Genomic DNA, 17033 nt, shown 5'->3' on the forward strand with positions numbered 1-17033 from the left:
CCGGTCCTAACGGCTCAACTTCAACGGACATACAGCCGATTCCCATACCGTTTTCGACTGTATGTCCGTTGAGGGTTCAAGGCATCCGCATCCCCACACAGACGCGCCGCATCGCATCTCCATCCCTCAACGAACATACAGCCGTTTGCAACGATGGAATCGGCTGTATGTACGTTAAGAGGAGAGAGAATGTCGTTAGAGAAGGAAGGGAACGGCGCGGCACCCTACCGACGGAACCACCCGCGCAATCTGCTCCACAGATTCTTCTTGTGCAGCAGGTTCATACCCTCCGTATCCGACTTCACCGACGCGATATCATACGAATACGCCTTGCGCGAGCTCGGCTTGCCTACCAGATCACCGAACTCAAGCAACTGCGTGCGTGGATGGTACGGATGCCGGATATCGAACTCGAACAGCCGCGCCGCACGCTTCTCCGGCGCCGGACCATACGATCCGAACCCGCACGTCGGCGACGCGACCATCATCACGCCCTCCGACTCGCCGACGAATCCGTTGCGATGATCATGCCCCGCGACGATGCCGAAATACCCACCGTCACGCAGCAGCGCGAACTCGCCGCTGTCGTAATCCGGGCAGCTGACCCCCTCGCCCAGATAGCTGCCGGGCTGCGTCTTCGCCTCGTCCAGCACGTAATACTGCGACTCGTACGCGCGATAACCCTGAATCGCACCGGGCGCGTCGGGAGCCACCGCCTTGAGCAGATCGTAGTACTGCGGCACCGGCATGTGCTGGAACACCAGCGCCTTCGCGCCCAGCATCTCCGGCACGGAATACAGGAAGTCGAGCGTGCGCTCGTCGGGTTTGCCGTAGCCGCCCTCGGGCGAATAGTCGCCGGAATCGGTCACCGCCAGCGCCAGCACGGTGCGCGTACGATCGGCGTCCATCACCGGCAGCGCGAAGGTGCCCGGCGCGAGCGGATACACCCGCTGGTCCGGCAGTCCGGACATCGGCGCGGCCTGCGGCGTCGGCATGGCGTACGGACCGTCCGCTCGCATGCCAACGTTCGCGGCGTTGCGAGCGATGGCAGTGACGTCTGACGACGATGACGCGCGTACGGTTGCGTCCATCGCATCCGTCGTATCGATCGCATCGACCGTCGCGTCGGTGCCGTCCGGCGCGATGTTCAGGCATCCCGGAAACTCGCGGTAGATCGCGTCGAGTTCGGCGTTGCTCAGCCCGCACTGGAAGTCGTGGTTGCCGTACGTGACGGCGAACGGCACGCCGCGTTCGACAAGCGGACCGACGAACGACGCGATCGCATCGCGCACGAGTCGACGCGTACGTTCGATGTCGCCGGGCTTGGCGCTGGTCCAGCGGCGCTTGTGGAACGTGTCCGCGTACGCCGGATCGTACCCGGCGATCTGATTGCCGGTGAACACGACGACATCGGGGCGGGCGGCGTCCGTCGCGGCCGCGATGAGACGAATCGTGTCCCCGGAGACTTTCGGACCGTCCTGGATGTCGGCGAACTGCAACACGCGGAATTTACCGGAATTATGGAACTGCAGACGTCCCAGTCGCGCCGACACCGACACGGGCCGCGCCTCATTGCGGGTCTGTTCTTCGATCTGATTACGTTCCGTCATGCCTCAAGCCTAACCCACGACACCTCGGAAACGGCTGTATGCCGCACGCGAACGCCGGGGATTAGGGACTGCGACGGGTTACGGGCGCCGCGCATCCGCCGCGAGGCGGTTACAGGTCTGCCGCAGGTTTGCCGTGAGAAACAAAAAACCCTCGCTACTGCGAGGGTTCATTCGCTGGGATGCCTGGACTCGAACCAAGAATGGCTGAACCAGAATCAGCTGTGTTGCCAATTACACCACATCCCAATTTGGCTGGCGTAGCAACTCCGAAGAGCTGTTCGTCGTACCCCCAACCGGATTTGAACCGGTGTTGGCGCCGTGAGAGGGCGTAGTCCTAGACCGCTAGACGATGGGGGCTTCAGTTTTCCGTTGTGCAGTGAACTGCGCAACGAGTGATTAATATACGCGAGTATGAGCCCGTGCGCAACTTACGGCGTGTCGCCTTATTTTCCAACGGTTTTGTGGGCCGCTGGAACGGTACCGCATTCCGCCGGCCTCACCTTTTTCTCCACTTTTCCAACGTACATCTAGCCGATTTCGGGGGCAAAATCGGCTGGATGTCCGTTGGAAAGTGGCGCGGGCACCGAAGCGACACGCCGAAAGAAAAAATTCTCCTTCCATCACCCCATCCCACTTTCCACCCCTTCTCAAGCGGGTCGCACCCGTTGCCTTCTATGCATAAAACGTGAGGAAATCCATCAAAGAAGAGGGAATACATTATGTTCTGCCCTCAATGCGGAGCACCCGCCGAAGAGCGAGCAGCCGTTCGAACGAGCCCGGTTCGGCCGACAGGAGACGGTGGGCGCGTCCATGCCGTCAGCGAGCGACCAGTGAGTGAAGCCGACTGCCACGTCTCGCTCGGCAGCGCGGCCTCGAACCGTGCATACGAGGATTTCGGCCGTTTTCTCGGCTCCGGGCGGACCAGCCCCGCGGCCTTCAGGATCCGGCGGATGGCCGAGTTCACGGGAGACGCAACGCCCTCACGCTCGTACCGATGCTTCAGCTCGTGCGCCCGCTGACGGGTATGCCGGTGACGGCGCGCCGCCTCCGCCACCGGCATACCCGCGAAGATCGTGTTGACGAGCACCTTGTTGCGCAGGCACTCGCTGTGCGCCGTCCCGTCGCCGCCGGCGGAGGATCGTGCTGACTGCTGTTGTGACTGTAATCCATACACCAGTCAACAAGCGCCGACCCGTCAACCACGTCCCAAGACATACGTCAACCATCCGCTGAGACTAGACACAGTAAGGAAAGGAAACAGCAACGGCACGAGACATGGGCATGGTCAAGGTCGAATATGTTTCGGTCGAGGACTCCGACAGGGCCACTGAGGAACACCCATACCCGAACCGGGTCCCGTGCACATCTACGAGGAGTAAACCATATAAATGCACCGAATTATGGTTGATCGTCTAGCGCCTTCGGATCGTCTCCGACAATGACGCGTTCTTTATTCCGCCTATCCATGATCCGATTGAACTCGTCTCTGTCTACGACCCAGTCAAGATCGTCTGGCATGACGGCCATCTCGGCGCCTTCCGGCGGAGAGATGGTACCGTATTGGCCAAGCCGCAATGCTCCTGCCTGGATGAGAGTCTGAACAAAGCGGCGGATTTGACGATAACTGAGATCTTTGAGCTTGCCGTGACCTTCGAGAACCGTCAGCCCGGCTTCTTCGAAAACGATAGATTCTCTTCCTCTCAGTGCGTTTATAGTTTTACCACATCCAAAACCGTGCCCGATAGCACGAATTTCCTCATTGACGAATTCGATGATTGCCCGCATGATCTCGATCTCCGAAACCGAAGCCGGCACTGTTGGCAGTGTAGGCCATGCCGCTTTCTTATTGCGCTTTCTGCGTGTTGGATCAGAGGCAACGACATCAGGCAGCAGCTCCTGAATCTGGGGGCCGGGTTTAGTCAGATAATCTTTGCCCGTTCGCAGCACGCCTCTGTCCTCGAGATCCAGAATCATGGCCACAATTTCGTCTTGAGTACAGCGTGTGGACAGACACCCGTAGCCATCAACGACACTTAACATCTCCGCCGCCTTACCAGATACCTCACCCGCAAGCGCCTTGGCAAGTTTTGTGCGCCCATAATACGATCCGGTCATATTTTTGACATTCAGAACGAATCTCGCAACTAAAGGCAATAGTTCGTCAGTGCTGACCAAGGGAACAACCGCCGCCTCCGAAGACAAATGACGGTCGGCCGCCTCCGATACGCCGACTCGTTGGACAGAGGCAAGATCACCATGCCCATATTCAGACTGTTCGTAAGCGTCACTGACGGGTTTGTAGTGGCAACGTTTGCCGCCGATGCCGGATTTTCCAAGCGCGCCCCATGGCCCTCGGCCTGTTGCCTGCAGCTCAATCAGATGATTCTTCATGGCGGCAAGCATGATGTGCGCATCTTCGAGACCTCGATGACATTCGTCTTTGTCTATCGCCAACGCGCCTTGTCGCTTGGCATAGGAGTCGAGTGCGTTGCCGCCACACGGGTGCGCGTCATCCTGTACAGAACCAGGATCCCAACGCCTGCTCATGGACATGGTGTCGATGATGGCGATGCCGCCGTCGCGGTAACGCTCCGCGTAGCCGTCTATGTTAAGCATGAAGAAACCATGCTCGAATGTAGCGTTGTGCGCAACATACGGCTGCCCACCCAGCCGAACCAGTAACGTACGCTGCGCTTCAAAATACTCGTCGAATAGCCTGAACCCTGAATTTGGCCCTATCTGTCGCACATCAATGCCGGTAAGCCCGAGAACGAGCGGATTGCCATGTCGCGCATTGCGTTCAGGCACACCGAATTGCAAACGGGCCTGCTCGTATGCGTCACCCTCGTCGTAGTATTTCCGTTCATACCGGTAGCCGTTCCGCACGCCCGTTGGGCGGGGGGGAATGCATATTCATGTATTCGAAGCCGACGTCAATGATGTACGCACGCGCCGGATCGATGCCGGTGGTCTCGATGTCTATGCCCATGACCTTGTCCACATCACGTCCGGGAAGGTATTCGTCGCGCCAGTCCGATTGCTCATATCGGCGCGGGTCCGTCACATGATCGAAGCGATGATCCCCATCCGAGATCAACGGCACTGCGAGGGAACCCGTATCATGAGGGGATGCCGTTGCGCGGCATGTGTCGTTTATACAGTGTGTGGCGTTCCGCTGCGCGCGGTATGCGGCGCGCGCTTTCTGCATGACCGCAGTGTCGTCCTGAATGTCGTCGACCGAAAACGGACAATACGATGTGGGATGAAGCACGATCACAGTGTCACGGCCACGCCTTTCGTGGGAGACCGTCCAATACCCTTCCGCAGTACCGCGATCGACAAGCAGCTGAATCTCGTCATTGAGACGACGATTCGCATATGCCAACGCTCGCGGCAGACGGTACGAGCTCACGATTCGGTCAAAGTCCGTCATGAACGCGGTATGACACTGTGCCAGAATCGACTCGACCATGTTACGAATCGCATAATCCCGCGCAAGTAGAAGATGCAGATCTGAATTAGCGCCGGGCCTCAAATCCGATTCCTCTCCCGCGCCAATACCTCCTACAAGATCGAACATACGTACCACATCCCAGTCGATACGACGTCCCTGCGCATCAGATGACACGATCTCCATCCATTGATCAATGTCATCCAGCGCCTCGTCAAGCCATGAGCGATTCAAACTGGGAATAGGAACCACGTTCTCCTGACACCGAACCATCATTGATCCTGTCCTTTCGGCCACGAATTGCTATCAGTATATACAAGCTGTCGTTAGTATTCGGGCTTAGTGTAAGGAGCGTCCCTTCAGTTCGTTTCACCGACAGCTCTCCCTCAGAGAAGCATGGCGAAAGGCGGTCGTTTAAGCCCGACGAAGGATTGAGCACATCGAAATCATCACCGGAGGACAGACGATGAGGGGCTGCATCGTCCGCACTCCAGTCAACGCTTGCCCGGTTCGAGCCCGTCAGAGCAGTATGCCGACCAGGCCGGCGAGCGACAGGATGACGATTACGTCGATGAACGACAACACCGTACCCGCGATCGCCAGACCGCGCGGCGAACGGAACAGGCCGACGACGCTGAACACCGCACCCAGGAACCACACCACCCAGCCGACGACCGGCGCCCACGACACCAGCAATCCCAGCAGCGCCAGCACGAACCCCGCCGTGCCCACGCCGTTGCTCTTCTTCACCACGGTATTGACCACCACGGTCGTACCGTCCGCACCCACCTTGCGCTTCACCGGCTGATCGGCAGTGTTCCGCTGCTCGGTCATGGTTTCTTCTCCTTGCCGACGGGAATGAGACCCGGCCCTTCCGAATCCTTCACCGCCTGCATCCCAATCCACCGGACAATTCACCGACACACCGACAAAACGGCGTCGTTCCAGGTGTGTCGAGCATAACGACCGAACCTTGACGGCAAGGCTTGATAGGCAACGACAATCAGAACGCGATAGGACGTTCAGTCCGTCTCAGACGAGGTCATTCTCACGTATGCAGCGTGCTCGCGTAGGTATTCGCGTAAGTACGGCACGGCGAAATCGACCCTGCCGTATCCGCGCTCCACGATGACTTGAGCCTCCAGCAGCCGCGCACGATACCGGCTGGCGTAGCGAACATCCTTGCCCATGCGTTGCGCGACGGCTGACGTAGAGGAAGGACCGTCGTCCTGCGCCATAGCGAGCAAATACGTCTTATCGACAGGCGACAAGCCATCCAGTTCCGGCCCGTGCACCGTGTCACCCAGACGCACCAACGCGCTTGCGATACCCTCACGCACATCGGTTTCATTCACGGAGATCCTCTCCCCCGCGTCTCCCCGCCGCCGGTTGGCGTTGCGCCAGACGTGATAGCCGACCAACTGGATCATGAACGGATACCCGGCCGTGGCTTTCGTCGCCAGATCCAACGATTCACCATCCAGAGTCAACCCGGTATCACGGAACGTGGCATGGAGCGCGTCAGACACCTCATCCAACGGAACTTCGCCCAGGGGCTCGTACTGCGCGCGACGGATGAACGTGGTCGCCTCATTGTTCAGCCACTTTGAAGCCATAGACGGCAGTCCTGCGAACACGAATGCCATGTTGCGGTTCGCGATGGTCATGTTCTGCACTGCCGTGGCAATTTCCGTCAACTCGTCACGATCGATCGACTGCGCTTCGTCCACGGTGACGAGCAGACCGGCCCCCTTACGTTCCAGCCCGTCCATACGCATGGATAGGGCGTCGCTGAGATCGATGACACGACGACTGTTCTCATAGCTGACGCCGCCAAGGCTGCCGCCTATGCCCATGACGCTCACGCTGGGGTCGATATTGAACTTGAAACTGCCCTTGGGCGGCTGAAGCCGGCCGATCAGCCGGGACACTATTCCCTTCCTGGACGTCTCGGAAATAACCTGCCAATCGAGCGCTTTGACGGTAGCGGCAAACTTGGCGAGCATGACAGTCTTGCCCACACCTCGCGGACCGGTGACCCGCATGAGTCGGCCAGGGGCGCCGGGCCCGTCCTCGAGGGCCTCGTTGAAGTCATCGAGAATGGTCTCCCTGCCGATGAGCACCGGAGGAAGGTGCCCTGCGCTGGGTTTGAACGGGTTCGCTGCCATACCGCCTACTTTCATAAAAATTCATAAATATTCTACAACATGGGTCCGGTTCTACAAAAATCATAAAAATTCATAAACATCTGCCATCACTGCGTGAGACATGCCGACGGAATGGCTTCATCGCAGGCGTGTCGGACGCAACCACCGAACCGTGCCCCCATGTTGTCCGGTTGAGATGGGTAGAGGCGATCGGAACGGCCGGTCGCGCGAAACACAACCAACAACCGCGGCGGCAACGTCGACAAGGAAAGGAAGCCATCATGGCCATCAACATGGGCGAAAGCAAAGTCATCTACCAGTCGACCGAGGATTCGGACCGCGAGGCAGCGGAACACCCGTACACCGTGCCGATCCCGAAAGGGCTGGAGGAGGATTCCCACCCGCCCAAGCCGATCACCCGCGCACAGATGATGCGCTGAATCACCCGCCACGTCGAGCCCCACCCGGGCTACGCCGACGAATTCAACGCATGGGAACGAGCCTGGCAGGAAGTCGAGATCGCCCACCTCAAGGCCGACGGCGAACCCGTACTCGAACTGGACCCGGTGCACGTGTACGAGGAGTAGACCGCGAATCCACCGGCCGGCACCCTTCGGCTGAACGCCCCACCGATCCGTTGGGTTCCGCCGCAAGGGATGGAGCTGATGACGGCGACTGTGGGGGCGTGCCGTTTTCAGATAGTCGACGTATTTGAGGAAGTCGCAGATTCCGATGTCCTTACGAAGGTCGTAGTCGACCCCTTTCTCTCCGACTTCCTCAAAAAAGCTCATCAGCCATTCGCCACCACGGCGGTGACGAGCAACTCCTTACGCGGTCGGGTCATGGCCACATACAGAAGGTTGCGTTCCTGACGATAGAGCTGGTTCAGCTTGACCGAATCCCCTACGCATTTGCGCACTTGGCTCGGCGGCGGGCACTGGTCCACATCCGGCACGACCACATAGTCGAACTCCAGACCCTTGGCACGATGCATGGTCGCCACGCGAATGCCTGACTTGCTTGTTACCTCCTTCGTTTTATTATCCAGCTTCAACGCCTTGTATGTGGACTTGCTGTTCAGCGCATCCACCCAGTCGTCTACATGCTGGTTGTCGCGCACGATCACGCAAATACCCTCCGGCTTAGCCATGGAATCCTGAGACAGTCGTTTATCGATCCAATCGGTCACGCAGCGAAATTGGGCGTTCCAGCTCTTGCAACGCAGAGCTTCAGGCCATTCACCATGCGTCAATGAAACACCATCGCCAAAGGACTCTTCCTGAGCTGAATCATCGAACACGCCAGTAAGTGAATAATCCAGCTCATCAGGCTTCTTTCGAGAGAAATCACTGACTTGTCTGCCGTTATTTTTGGCATCTTTCACTGCCTGCATTATGCCATCCACAGTATTCGCACCACTGACTCGGCAAACAGTTTCGGCAACTGTTTTGATCTCGTTTGTCGTACGATAGTTGACTTTGAGACGGAAGCTGCGCCCGGCAATCGGGATGCCACACTGTTTAAGTGATACTCGGTTGCCATACAATTGCTGATGGTTGTCGCCAGCGATGAAGATATCGTTGGCGTGACGGTCGACCATACTACGCAACAGACGGTACGCGGACGCACCAAAATCCTGCCCTTCATCGACTACAACGAACGCGAATTTTTGGGTGGCCTGCGGCCCGTCAAGCAGTTTGGCCGCAACATGCATTGCATAAGGTTGATCATATTCCTTATGCTCGTCCATCAGTTGCAGATAGCGTTCCGCAACCTCCCATACCGCTTCACGCTGCGCTTTAACCAAACGTTCGCCACGCCCGCGACGGGGAACCGCAAGATATTCATCCAGACAGGTGACATTGTTCGCAAGAATCACCTGCTCCCATTCTCGAATGAAGAAATCAACAGGCAGTTTCGACACTGACTCGTCTGAAGAGGCAGACTTGGCTTCCTCCCATAAATCATCGGTGTTGTACTGTACACGGAATTTTGTGTTGCGGTACACGAACGGATACAGCCACTTATCGAGATTGATGACTCCGATATGAGCCAGCTCCTTCTCGGAGCACAACAGCTTCATATTGCTGAGAATGTCGTTGGCCAGATTGGCAGTGAACGTGGTCAACAGCACCTTACGATCACTACCTTGTTGAAGGAGGCTTTGAGCCAAGCGACGGGCACGGTGCATGGCTACCACGGTTTTACCGGTACCTGCACCTCCAGTAACCCGAGCAGGCCCGGAGTAGTTGCCATCGACAACGGAACGCTGTGTCGGATGTAGGAACACGCGCCACTGGGCCAATGGCGCGTTCATCAATCGTTCGAGGTCTTCATCATCGGTGAGGACCACGAACTGCTGCTGGGTGCCGTTCGATGTGAGCATCGTGCGTGCGTCTCGTTCGGCTTGATTATCGCCCGCAGCGTCGATGAATTGCTGCGAGGATTCAGTCTGTGTGAAACCATATGAAGGACTCTGCTTGCGATCATCAGCAAGAAGACCAGCGATCTCTTCCTTCTTGTAGCCGTCAAGGGCAAAATCGACGTACATTTGGGCCTGTTCAGGCAACAGATGGGTCATTATCTTGGCTACGGGTTTGGAAGGTGCCCTGCGCAATACAGATACTCCGTTGGCGGGAACACCAAACTCGATCAAATCATCATCGCTGAACGGTGCGAGCAAATCAGTATGCGCACCAACGCTTGCTCCGTCAGCTAGCAGTTGTGCAAGCTGGGCAGAGCTGGGAGCATCTTCCAGTCGAACAGTGTTGGTGAGCATGTCGGTGGTGACCTGATGCCGACTTATCCAGTCATAGGCATCGTCGTGGCCTTCGTCAAGATGCAGGATCGTATAGATGTTGGTCCGGTCTTTACGAAAGATCACTGCACGGCAGCTTCGTGTGATGCGCACAGAACGCATCCCCTTGTCCTTCATTCCGGTCGGCAACTCGACGTGCAGACCCAGCAGACTGGGATCTGTCCGGAGTTTACGGACAAACTCATAAAACGCCTTCTGCGTGCGTTTCTGGGATTTATTCAGTTCGGCGATCACATCAAGGAAAAGCACGATCGTCACTGGATTTTCATCTGCTTGTGGCATGAGACATCCTCCAAATCGGCTGTGACTGTCGAGGTTTCAGATTGTCGTTACCCTGTTCCATCACCGAAACCACAGCCAAGTCTACTCGTTTTCATCGCCTGACGGTGAAGTTAACGACACGCTTCACGTGGGAGCGCCTTTGCGGCCTGTCAACGTTTGATGGAATTCGGAACAATGCTGCTGGATGATGCGTGATTAAACATCTGATGTAGATATTCCAAGGTTTCGGATGTGTCGGGAAGGCTATTCAGATACATCCGTATTGCTTGTTCCGCATCCAATTCGAATAAGAGGATGTACCGGGGCATGCTTTTACCCATGTCTGTCATGAACTTCAATGACACTCGCCCTCGTTGAATCAGAAGGGGCCGTTCGTCTGTGTTTTTCCCGCTATCTAGTGTACGTTGGGAGGGCAGTATGAGCGCGTTACCTAGAATGGTGATGGGACCGTTTATTTTCTTGTTTTCCCTGAGCGGTAATTCTTGGCGGAGAGCCATCATGTAAAAGAATTGCTTGATGAGATCGCCTATGCCGGGTTGCCCAGTTATTTGGCCTACCTTGCTGTTCGTGGCATCAAGCTTGTATTTGGGAATATAGTATTTGGCGTCCAGAATGTAGATGGAAGTCTGATCCTCTTGTTGGTCGGTGTTTATTACGTCCGGTATCAGGGAATGTGTCTCTGCAGCCGCCGTGTCTATGGTATTTTGCGTCGAGGCCTTTGTCTCGTCGGCATCCATATCGTTGACAGTATTTACAGCATTTGAATCGGAGTTCCACTCCAACTTCAGAAAGAATTCCCAATTGGGTTTTGGCAAAGTGATTCGATCATCATGATGGAAGATTTGCTTACAGATATCCTCCCATACACGATCGAATGATCCCGTGCCTTCGGCCAGGATACTGGTTCTGTTTGCAGGACTGTAATCCTCGAGGTAATTGAGCATGTTGTGTAGTAGGAGTTTCTTTCGCGTCTCGAACTGGATGTTAAGCTCTCGTCGCAAACGGAGTTCTAATATAGAAACTTCGCCGATAGCTTCCAGGCTTTCACCTGAGTTCTTGACCAGCGGCATGTGCAGAATCCCGTTCAGGCCGGTACTCTCGATGAAAGTGCTGATTTCGGTAAGTATCGCCAGCTGCACGCGTGCTATGAAATTGGACGATTCACGAGTACGACGTGAAGTAATCAGCTCCATGTATGCCGGTGAGCCGTTGTTCATTATGGGAGTGGTTTGATCGATAGTACGTGGCCACTCGATTTCGCCTTCGCCGTTGAGTTCTTGTACTCTCCGTGAATTCGTGTACGGTCCGTTTTGCGCATAATCATCCAGTAGGAATCGATAAAGACCAAGCTGGTTTTGTATGAGTGATTGTTGAGTGGCTACCGGACTGAAAGTAAGCTCATCCTGCTGAGTCGGATGAGAGACGAAATACCTACGTATGGCCGCAAGTATGTCGGAGAGAGACGCCGAAGCTAGCTCTGTGGGAATAGTATCCTCTCTAGGAAGATACGTGTAATATTTCGGCAAAATCGGGAACAGGAACCCGTTTGCTGCAATTACTCCCACATAATTGAATTGATATCCGCCGTCTACATTTTTCAGCAACCTTTTTTTACCTATTTTCATGCTGGCAAGCAGGTTGGTGATGGAGGCGACGTCATCATCGATACGAGTGTTGGACACATCGTCGGTGGATGACGCATAATGCGGAAAACTGCCCACGATCCAGGCTTCACGAATCTGCCGAGAGGTGTAGAGTGCTCCTTCGATAAAGAATCGACTAGTCATTACGGTCTATTCCCCAGTATCTTGTGCATCCTGATTGCCCGATACCTTTTTGGAGGTTGATGCGGGCTCCTCCGGCTGATCGGTACCCAGATCAGTGTTGATTCCTTTTTTGTCATCGTGGGGTTTATCGACTCGTTCCAATCCTTGAAAAATACCGTAATTGATAGTATCCCAAGCGTCGAAAAGTTTCTGCAGCGAAAGATCCTTCCCTTCCTCGGTAAAAGTGTCCGGACCGATCGCCTGCTTAATCGAGCTGATGTCGAATATTTCGGTGAGATGGTACTTTGCAGCATCTTCAAATAGGTACATGATGACCTTATTCTTCATGGCTTTGTCGAATGCTTGGCTACCGAAGGCAATGCCGTTATTCCCGAGAAAGAATGGCCCCATCTGCTTGTCTTCAGGAATGCCGGTTTTAAGCAAATTATCATTAATGGTTTTGCGATATCTTGCCCCCCAGTCACGATCTTTGATAACCGGTTCTCCAGTCTTCCGATCTACCGCATTCACTCCATCATTGATGCCCACGTATTCAAAGTCCCAGCGGCGTTTGAATGCTGTATCCAAAGAGAATACGCCTTGATCGGCGGAATTCATCGTAGCGAGAATATACATGTTTGATGGAATAACGATTCGAGAGCAGTCGCCTATCCCTGTCAGTGATTGAAGGACTACACGTCCTTTATCGGTCAGGAGGTTAGGATTGAAATCCTTGGCTTCTGCGTTTTCTGCTGAGTGAGGATCATTCAGCGCGGTTTGGCGAAGATATTCACGGAGGTCCTCGCTTATGGTGATCGCATATTCGCTCTGTCCACCATCATTGCGATCAAGCAGCTGGAAGACATCACCAAACACGGAGGCTGCTTCGGAGCGATTCAATTCCTCGATGACCAGTGCATGTGGGTTGCTCGGGTCGTTGAGTGCATGGATCAGTACACGGGTGAACGGACCTGGACGGAATTGGTATTCTACCTGGCGAAGGATGGTTCCATTTGCGTCTTTCCTGGAAACAGTAACCGGTTTATATGAGCCCACGAATTGCGAATGCAGGTAATCCGCATAAAAAGTTACCCGTTCGTACCTGCCAGTGAAATTTTCTTGCAGCACTTGATTCAATCGGTAGCTTTTGCCAGTACCGGGTGCACCGAAGTAGATGACGTTACGAGGAGAATCCCCTTCTCCGTTGAGCATACTGACACCCGTCTGGGAATTTCTGTCTAGAAACTCTGCATATGCCTTCAAAGCCGAAAACAAGTTACTGTGATCATCGCGCCATCCGTCTGATCCCTTGATCAGATAATTACTGGATGATTTGATTTCATTTCGCATTGTTTGGATGACATTAGCATCAGAGATTGAGAATAGGGAAGTATGTACCGATAGAATCGGTACATCTGAAAAACTTCTCTTTGTCCCAGCAAAACAGAAATTGGCAGGATCATAGTTGGATAGTCGAGTCGTATAGTTGTTAGCGGTAAGTTGTGACCCGTTAGAGGATCGGACAAACCATGCTCTAAATGCCTCTTTCCTTTCTGATTCTTCGCTTGCCGACGCTTCATTGTCCATTATGATTGTCCCCTCTGGAGTGAGTTTCTATAACAGAATATTCCCAGTATGCAAAGCCTGACATAATATCGAGCGCATAGCCGCCGGTATGGTGACCATGCACTCGAATCACTGCAGCGCATGAATCTTATCAAGTAGCGTCTGATAGGTAACAGCTTGTTCGTAACGAACGTCGCCGGCAAGTTGGAAATCATTGAAAAGCTTTTCGGCGCAGGCGATCTTGCCGCTTTCTATGTCGCGTAGCTCGAATTTGTCCATGCTGCCCTTGGTTTCCGCGATGAAGAAGAGGTGTTTGATGCCGCTGCCTTCGCGGAAGGCGACCGCCCAGTCGGGCGCGTAGTTGCCGACCGGCGTGGGGATCTGGAACCCTCGAGGCAGCTTCGCGTAGACGGCGACTTCGTCCGCGGCGTCGAGATCCTTGGCGAACCGGCGTTCCACGCTTTCGGGCGCGGTGCCGTCCGGGAACACGTAGTCCTGCACGCATTTGCTGGCGCGGTATGCCACGGCTTCCTCGCGCGCGTTGCCACCCGCGGTGAAGATGCTGGCATCGTACTCGCCGGCGATCCGGTCGTAGCAGATGTGGTCCACGATCATGGTGGCCTTCTCCTGCACGATCAGTTTGGAGACCTTGGCGATGAACTGTTCGGGATTGTCCTTGAACATGCGGAACTTGTCGCCGCGAATGCCCTTCAGAATCGCGGCAGCGCACCGGCGCGTGATGGTCGCGCCACGGGCCACTTCTCCGAGCAGATCGTAGGTGACCCCACCGGACGCGTCCACGTTCAGTTCCTGATTGCCGCTGACGTGCTGGCGCATGAAATGATCACCCGCGGCAAGCTCGTTGCGGTTCGCCTCGCTCTTCTGCAGACCGCGCGTAAGCGTATAGGTCATCTTCGAGACGACGAGCTCGTCGTTGATGGCCTTCACGGCCTTCGCAATCAGCTCCTCATCCTTAAAATCGACCGTGTACGCGTATTTGTGGTTGATGCGCTTCCACAGGGCCTGGAATTCCTTGCGCTGCCAGTTCTCGTTGAGCGGGTTGGAGAGGATCTTCTTCTTGAGCGCATTGCCGATGAGCATCGCGGTCACGCCTTCAAGCACGCTATCGAGCGAATACCGGATCGCGCCTATCTTGCTGGTCGGCACGACCTGCTCAAGATCCTTTGTCGTGGATTCGTCAAGCCGCTGTTCACGATACGTATCGGTCAGTTTGTCGTCCATGTCGATCAGATCGTGCTTGATAAGCACGTGGCAGATCTTCCGCGCTTCCTCCGCGGTGAACGTGACCGGCTCCTCGCCCTCATGGTCGGGGCCGAGCTTGCCGGCCGGCACGGTGACGTGCGTGAAGAACGCATTGTCGATCTTGAGCGGGCGCTCGCGCAGCTCGCTTTGGATGTCCTTCTGCAGCGAGGCAGTGAACGTCGCATAGCTTTCGGACGCGATCACGGTCAGCAGGTTGACCGTCTGCACCTTGGCATCCCCCAGCAGGTTCATGTCCTGGCGCACGCCGTCCTTGTTCACGCACAGGCGCAGACCACGGCCGACCTCTTGGCGTTTGCCGGTTTCGGAATCGGAGTGCTTGAGCGTGCAGATCTGGAACACGTTCGGGTTGTCCCAACCCTCGCGCAATGCGGAATGGCTGAAGATGAACCTGGTTGGCTCGTCGAAGCTGAGCAGCCGCTCCTTGTTCTTGAGGATCAGATCGTAGGCGCTGATGTCGTCGCTTTCGTCCGAACCGCGCTTGAGCGTGGAATCGATGCTGTGACCATGCTTGTCGATGCTGAAGTAGCCGTTGTGCGCGCGGTGTGCGACCGTGTGCCGCAGCCAGTCACGATACCGTTCGCCGTCCGCATCCAGCGAGAACCGGTTCAGGTATTCGTGCACGCACGAGTCGTATTCCTCCTCGAACATGCGCGCGTATTCGCCGGGCTGTTCCTCGTTGTTGTCGTCGTACCACTTGTATTTGGCGACTTCGTCAATGAAGAACAGGCTCAGGCATTTGATGCCGCGCTCGAAGAGCATCGCTTCCTTGTCGAGGTGGCTTTTGATGGTTTCGCGGATCTGGATGCGGCGCATGTCCGCTTCCGCACCGTCGTTGAGGATCTCGCCGCGGTTCAGGACGGTGCCGTTGAGGAACCGCACATAGCCGACGCCGGTCGCGCTCAACTGATCGGGTACGATGCCGTCCGGCGCGATACGCCAATCGTCGCGGTACGCTTCCAGTTCGTTGGATGCCAGATACAGGTCGTCGTTCACGTCGAACGTGGAGGTCGTTTTGACGACCTTGCCGGTGGTGGGGCGCATCTGCTTGAACTCGATGCGGGCCTGTGGCGCGCGGTTCGGCCGCACGATGATGTCTTGCAGATACAGGTAGCCGTCGGTGCCGCGCATGTTGTTCAGTTCGATGCCCTTGACCTCGATGCGCTTGACGAGACGCTGGTTGTACGCGTCCAGCGCATCGAGCGAGTACACGAGATCATGCTTGACTTTGTGCGTGGCCGAATAGTTGAGCACGAACAGCGGTTTGAACAGTCCGATGCCCTGCTGTGTGGCCTTGCCGCCCATTTTCTGCGGTTCATCCATGATGATGATCGGACGCATGGCGGCGATCACGTCGATCGGCCGGCGCGAACCGAAGTCGTCGCGCGGGGAGAAGATGATGCGCGATTCCTTGCTGCGGCCGTTCTCCTTCATGGATGTGTTGAACGCCTGCATGTTGATGACCATGACCGAGATGTCGGCCGATTGCGCGAACCGGTCGAGTTCGGTCAGGTTCGAGGAATTGTAGACGAACCAATTGATGTGCTTGCCGTAGCCTTTGCCATCGTCCGCACCGGACGTATAGAAGTAGTCGTCGGTCAGCGACAGCGACTTGGCCACGCCCTCGCGGATCGCGATGGACGGCACCACGATGATAAATTTCGACCAGCCGTACCGGCGGTTCAGCTCGAAAATGGTTTTCGTGTACACGAACGTCTTGCCGGTGCCGGTCTCCATCTCCACATCCAATTCGACCGCACCGTTGCCGACGAACAGTTTCTTGGAGTCGGGAAGACCGTTGTTGCGCTGCACCTTGTGGATATTGTCGAGCAGCTGGTTGGAGGATAGGACCAGGTCACCGTTGCGGTAACCGGTGTCGTCCAGTTCGTCGTAAAGCGCGTCGGATAGCGTGCCCTGTTCGGTCGCGGCAGGATCGATGCCAAGATCGCCCTGTTTCGGTTCCGGTGCCAGGCTTGGCGACTGCCACTGACCGACGTCACGGATGTAGCTGACCCGTTCCTGCGGCGGCTGGCCGGAGAACACATCGCAGACGGCGTTCGCCGCGTCGGTCTGGTATTGGTAGCGTGAGAACTCGAATTTCATGATTCATCC

At 55.8% G+C, this 17033-nt stretch carries 9 protein-coding genes, 2 tRNA genes and 1 pseudogene; 1 reads left to right on the plus strand and 11 read right to left on the minus strand.

Going from position 1 to position 17033, the window contains the following annotated elements; all coding sequences use genetic code 11:
- Positions 1–224 precede the first annotated feature (224 nt).
- From DSM100688_RS09595 to DSM100688_RS09620, 7 genes and pseudogenes are all read right to left on the minus strand, one after another.
- On the minus strand, positions 225–1610 hold the full coding sequence (locus DSM100688_RS09595) for a metallophosphoesterase (protein ID WP_152358875.1): 1386 nt from the start codon (positions 1608–1610) through the stop codon (positions 225–227).
- Positions 1611–1784: 174 nt separating this feature from the next.
- Positions 1785–1856, minus strand: a tRNA-Gln gene (locus DSM100688_RS09600).
- A 38-nt stretch (positions 1857–1894) separates the two neighbouring features.
- Positions 1895–1967, minus strand: a tRNA-Glu gene (locus tag DSM100688_RS09605).
- A 1041-nt stretch (positions 1968–3008) separates the two neighbouring features.
- Positions 3009–3725: an RQC domain-containing protein gene (locus DSM100688_RS12280; protein WP_338070097.1), complete on the minus strand. Its 717-nt coding sequence runs from the start codon at positions 3723–3725 to the stop codon at positions 3009–3011.
- A gap of 180 nt (positions 3726–3905) precedes the next feature.
- Positions 3906–5334: pseudogene (locus DSM100688_RS09610) on the minus strand (3'-5' exonuclease family protein); the annotation flags it as partial.
- 246 nt (positions 5335–5580) lie between these two features.
- A complete protein-coding gene (locus DSM100688_RS09615) occupies positions 5581–5895 on the minus strand; it encodes a hypothetical protein (RefSeq protein ID WP_152358876.1) in 315 nt (104 codons plus the stop codon).
- Between the two features lie 188 nt (positions 5896–6083).
- Positions 6084–7229 carry an ATP-binding protein gene (locus tag DSM100688_RS09620; RefSeq protein ID WP_152358877.1) on the minus strand — a complete coding sequence of 382 codons (1146 nt, stop codon included), beginning with the start codon at positions 7227–7229 and terminating at the stop codon, positions 6084–6086.
- A gap of 260 nt (positions 7230–7489) precedes the next feature.
- Between DSM100688_RS09620 and DSM100688_RS11820 the strand changes: the two genes are divergently transcribed.
- On the plus strand, positions 7490–7648 hold the full coding sequence (locus DSM100688_RS11820; RefSeq protein ID WP_163146864.1) for a hypothetical protein: 159 nt from the start codon (positions 7490–7492) through the stop codon (positions 7646–7648).
- A 350-nt stretch (positions 7649–7998) separates the two neighbouring features.
- Here DSM100688_RS11820 and DSM100688_RS09625 read toward each other — a convergent pair whose 3' ends face one another.
- From DSM100688_RS09625 to DSM100688_RS09640, 4 genes are all read right to left on the minus strand, one after another.
- A complete protein-coding gene (locus tag DSM100688_RS09625; protein ID WP_152358878.1) occupies positions 7999–10308 on the minus strand; it encodes a UvrD-helicase domain-containing protein in 2310 nt (769 codons plus the stop codon).
- A gap of 149 nt (positions 10309–10457) precedes the next feature.
- Positions 10458–12095 (minus strand): LlaJI family restriction endonuclease, encoded by a 1638-nt coding sequence (locus tag DSM100688_RS09630; protein WP_152358879.1) that lies wholly within the window; start codon positions 12093–12095, stop codon positions 10458–10460.
- A gap of 6 nt (positions 12096–12101) precedes the next feature.
- Positions 12102–13424 (minus strand): AAA family ATPase, encoded by a 1323-nt coding sequence (locus DSM100688_RS09635; RefSeq protein ID WP_163146863.1) that lies wholly within the window; start codon positions 13422–13424, stop codon positions 12102–12104.
- Between the two features lie 345 nt (positions 13425–13769).
- Positions 13770–17024 (minus strand): restriction endonuclease, encoded by a 3255-nt coding sequence (locus tag DSM100688_RS09640; protein WP_152358881.1) that lies wholly within the window; start codon positions 17022–17024, stop codon positions 13770–13772.
- Positions 17025–17033 lie beyond the last annotated feature (9 nt).

This window comes from Bifidobacterium ramosum (genome assembly GCF_009299505.1).
Lineage (GTDB): Bacteria > Actinomycetota > Actinomycetes > Actinomycetales > Bifidobacteriaceae > Bifidobacterium > Bifidobacterium ramosum.

What these genes read in the sequence shown, in the direction of transcription:
- DSM100688_RS12280 (WP_338070097.1), bottom strand. Translation starts at nt 3,725, where the DNA reads ATGACCGGATCGTATTATGGGCGCACAAAACTTGCCAAGGCGCTTGCG.
- DSM100688_RS11820 (WP_163146864.1), top strand. Translation starts at nt 7,490, where the DNA reads ATGGCCATCAACATGGGCGAAAGCAAAGTCATCTACCAGTCGACCGAG.
- DSM100688_RS09615 (WP_152358876.1), bottom strand. Translation starts at nt 5,895, where the DNA reads ATGACCGAGCAGCGGAACACTGCCGATCAGCCGGTGAAGCGCAAGGTG.
- DSM100688_RS09635 (WP_163146863.1), bottom strand. Translation starts at nt 13,424, where the DNA reads ATGCGAAATGAAATCAAATCATCCAGTAATTATCTGATCAAGGGATCA.
- DSM100688_RS09630 (WP_152358879.1), bottom strand. Translation starts at nt 12,095, where the DNA reads ATGACTAGTCGATTCTTTATCGAAGGAGCACTCTACACCTCTCGGCAG.
- DSM100688_RS09625 (WP_152358878.1), bottom strand. Translation starts at nt 10,308, where the DNA reads ATGCCACAAGCAGATGAAAATCCAGTGACGATCGTGCTTTTCCTTGAT.
- DSM100688_RS09640 (WP_152358881.1), bottom strand. Translation starts at nt 17,024, where the DNA reads ATGAAATTCGAGTTCTCACGCTACCAATACCAGACCGACGCGGCGAAC.
- DSM100688_RS09595 (WP_152358875.1), bottom strand. Translation starts at nt 1,610, where the DNA reads ATGACGGAACGTAATCAGATCGAAGAACAGACCCGCAATGAGGCGCGG.
- DSM100688_RS09620 (WP_152358877.1), bottom strand. Translation starts at nt 7,229, where the DNA reads ATGGCAGCGAACCCGTTCAAACCCAGCGCAGGGCACCTTCCTCCGGTG.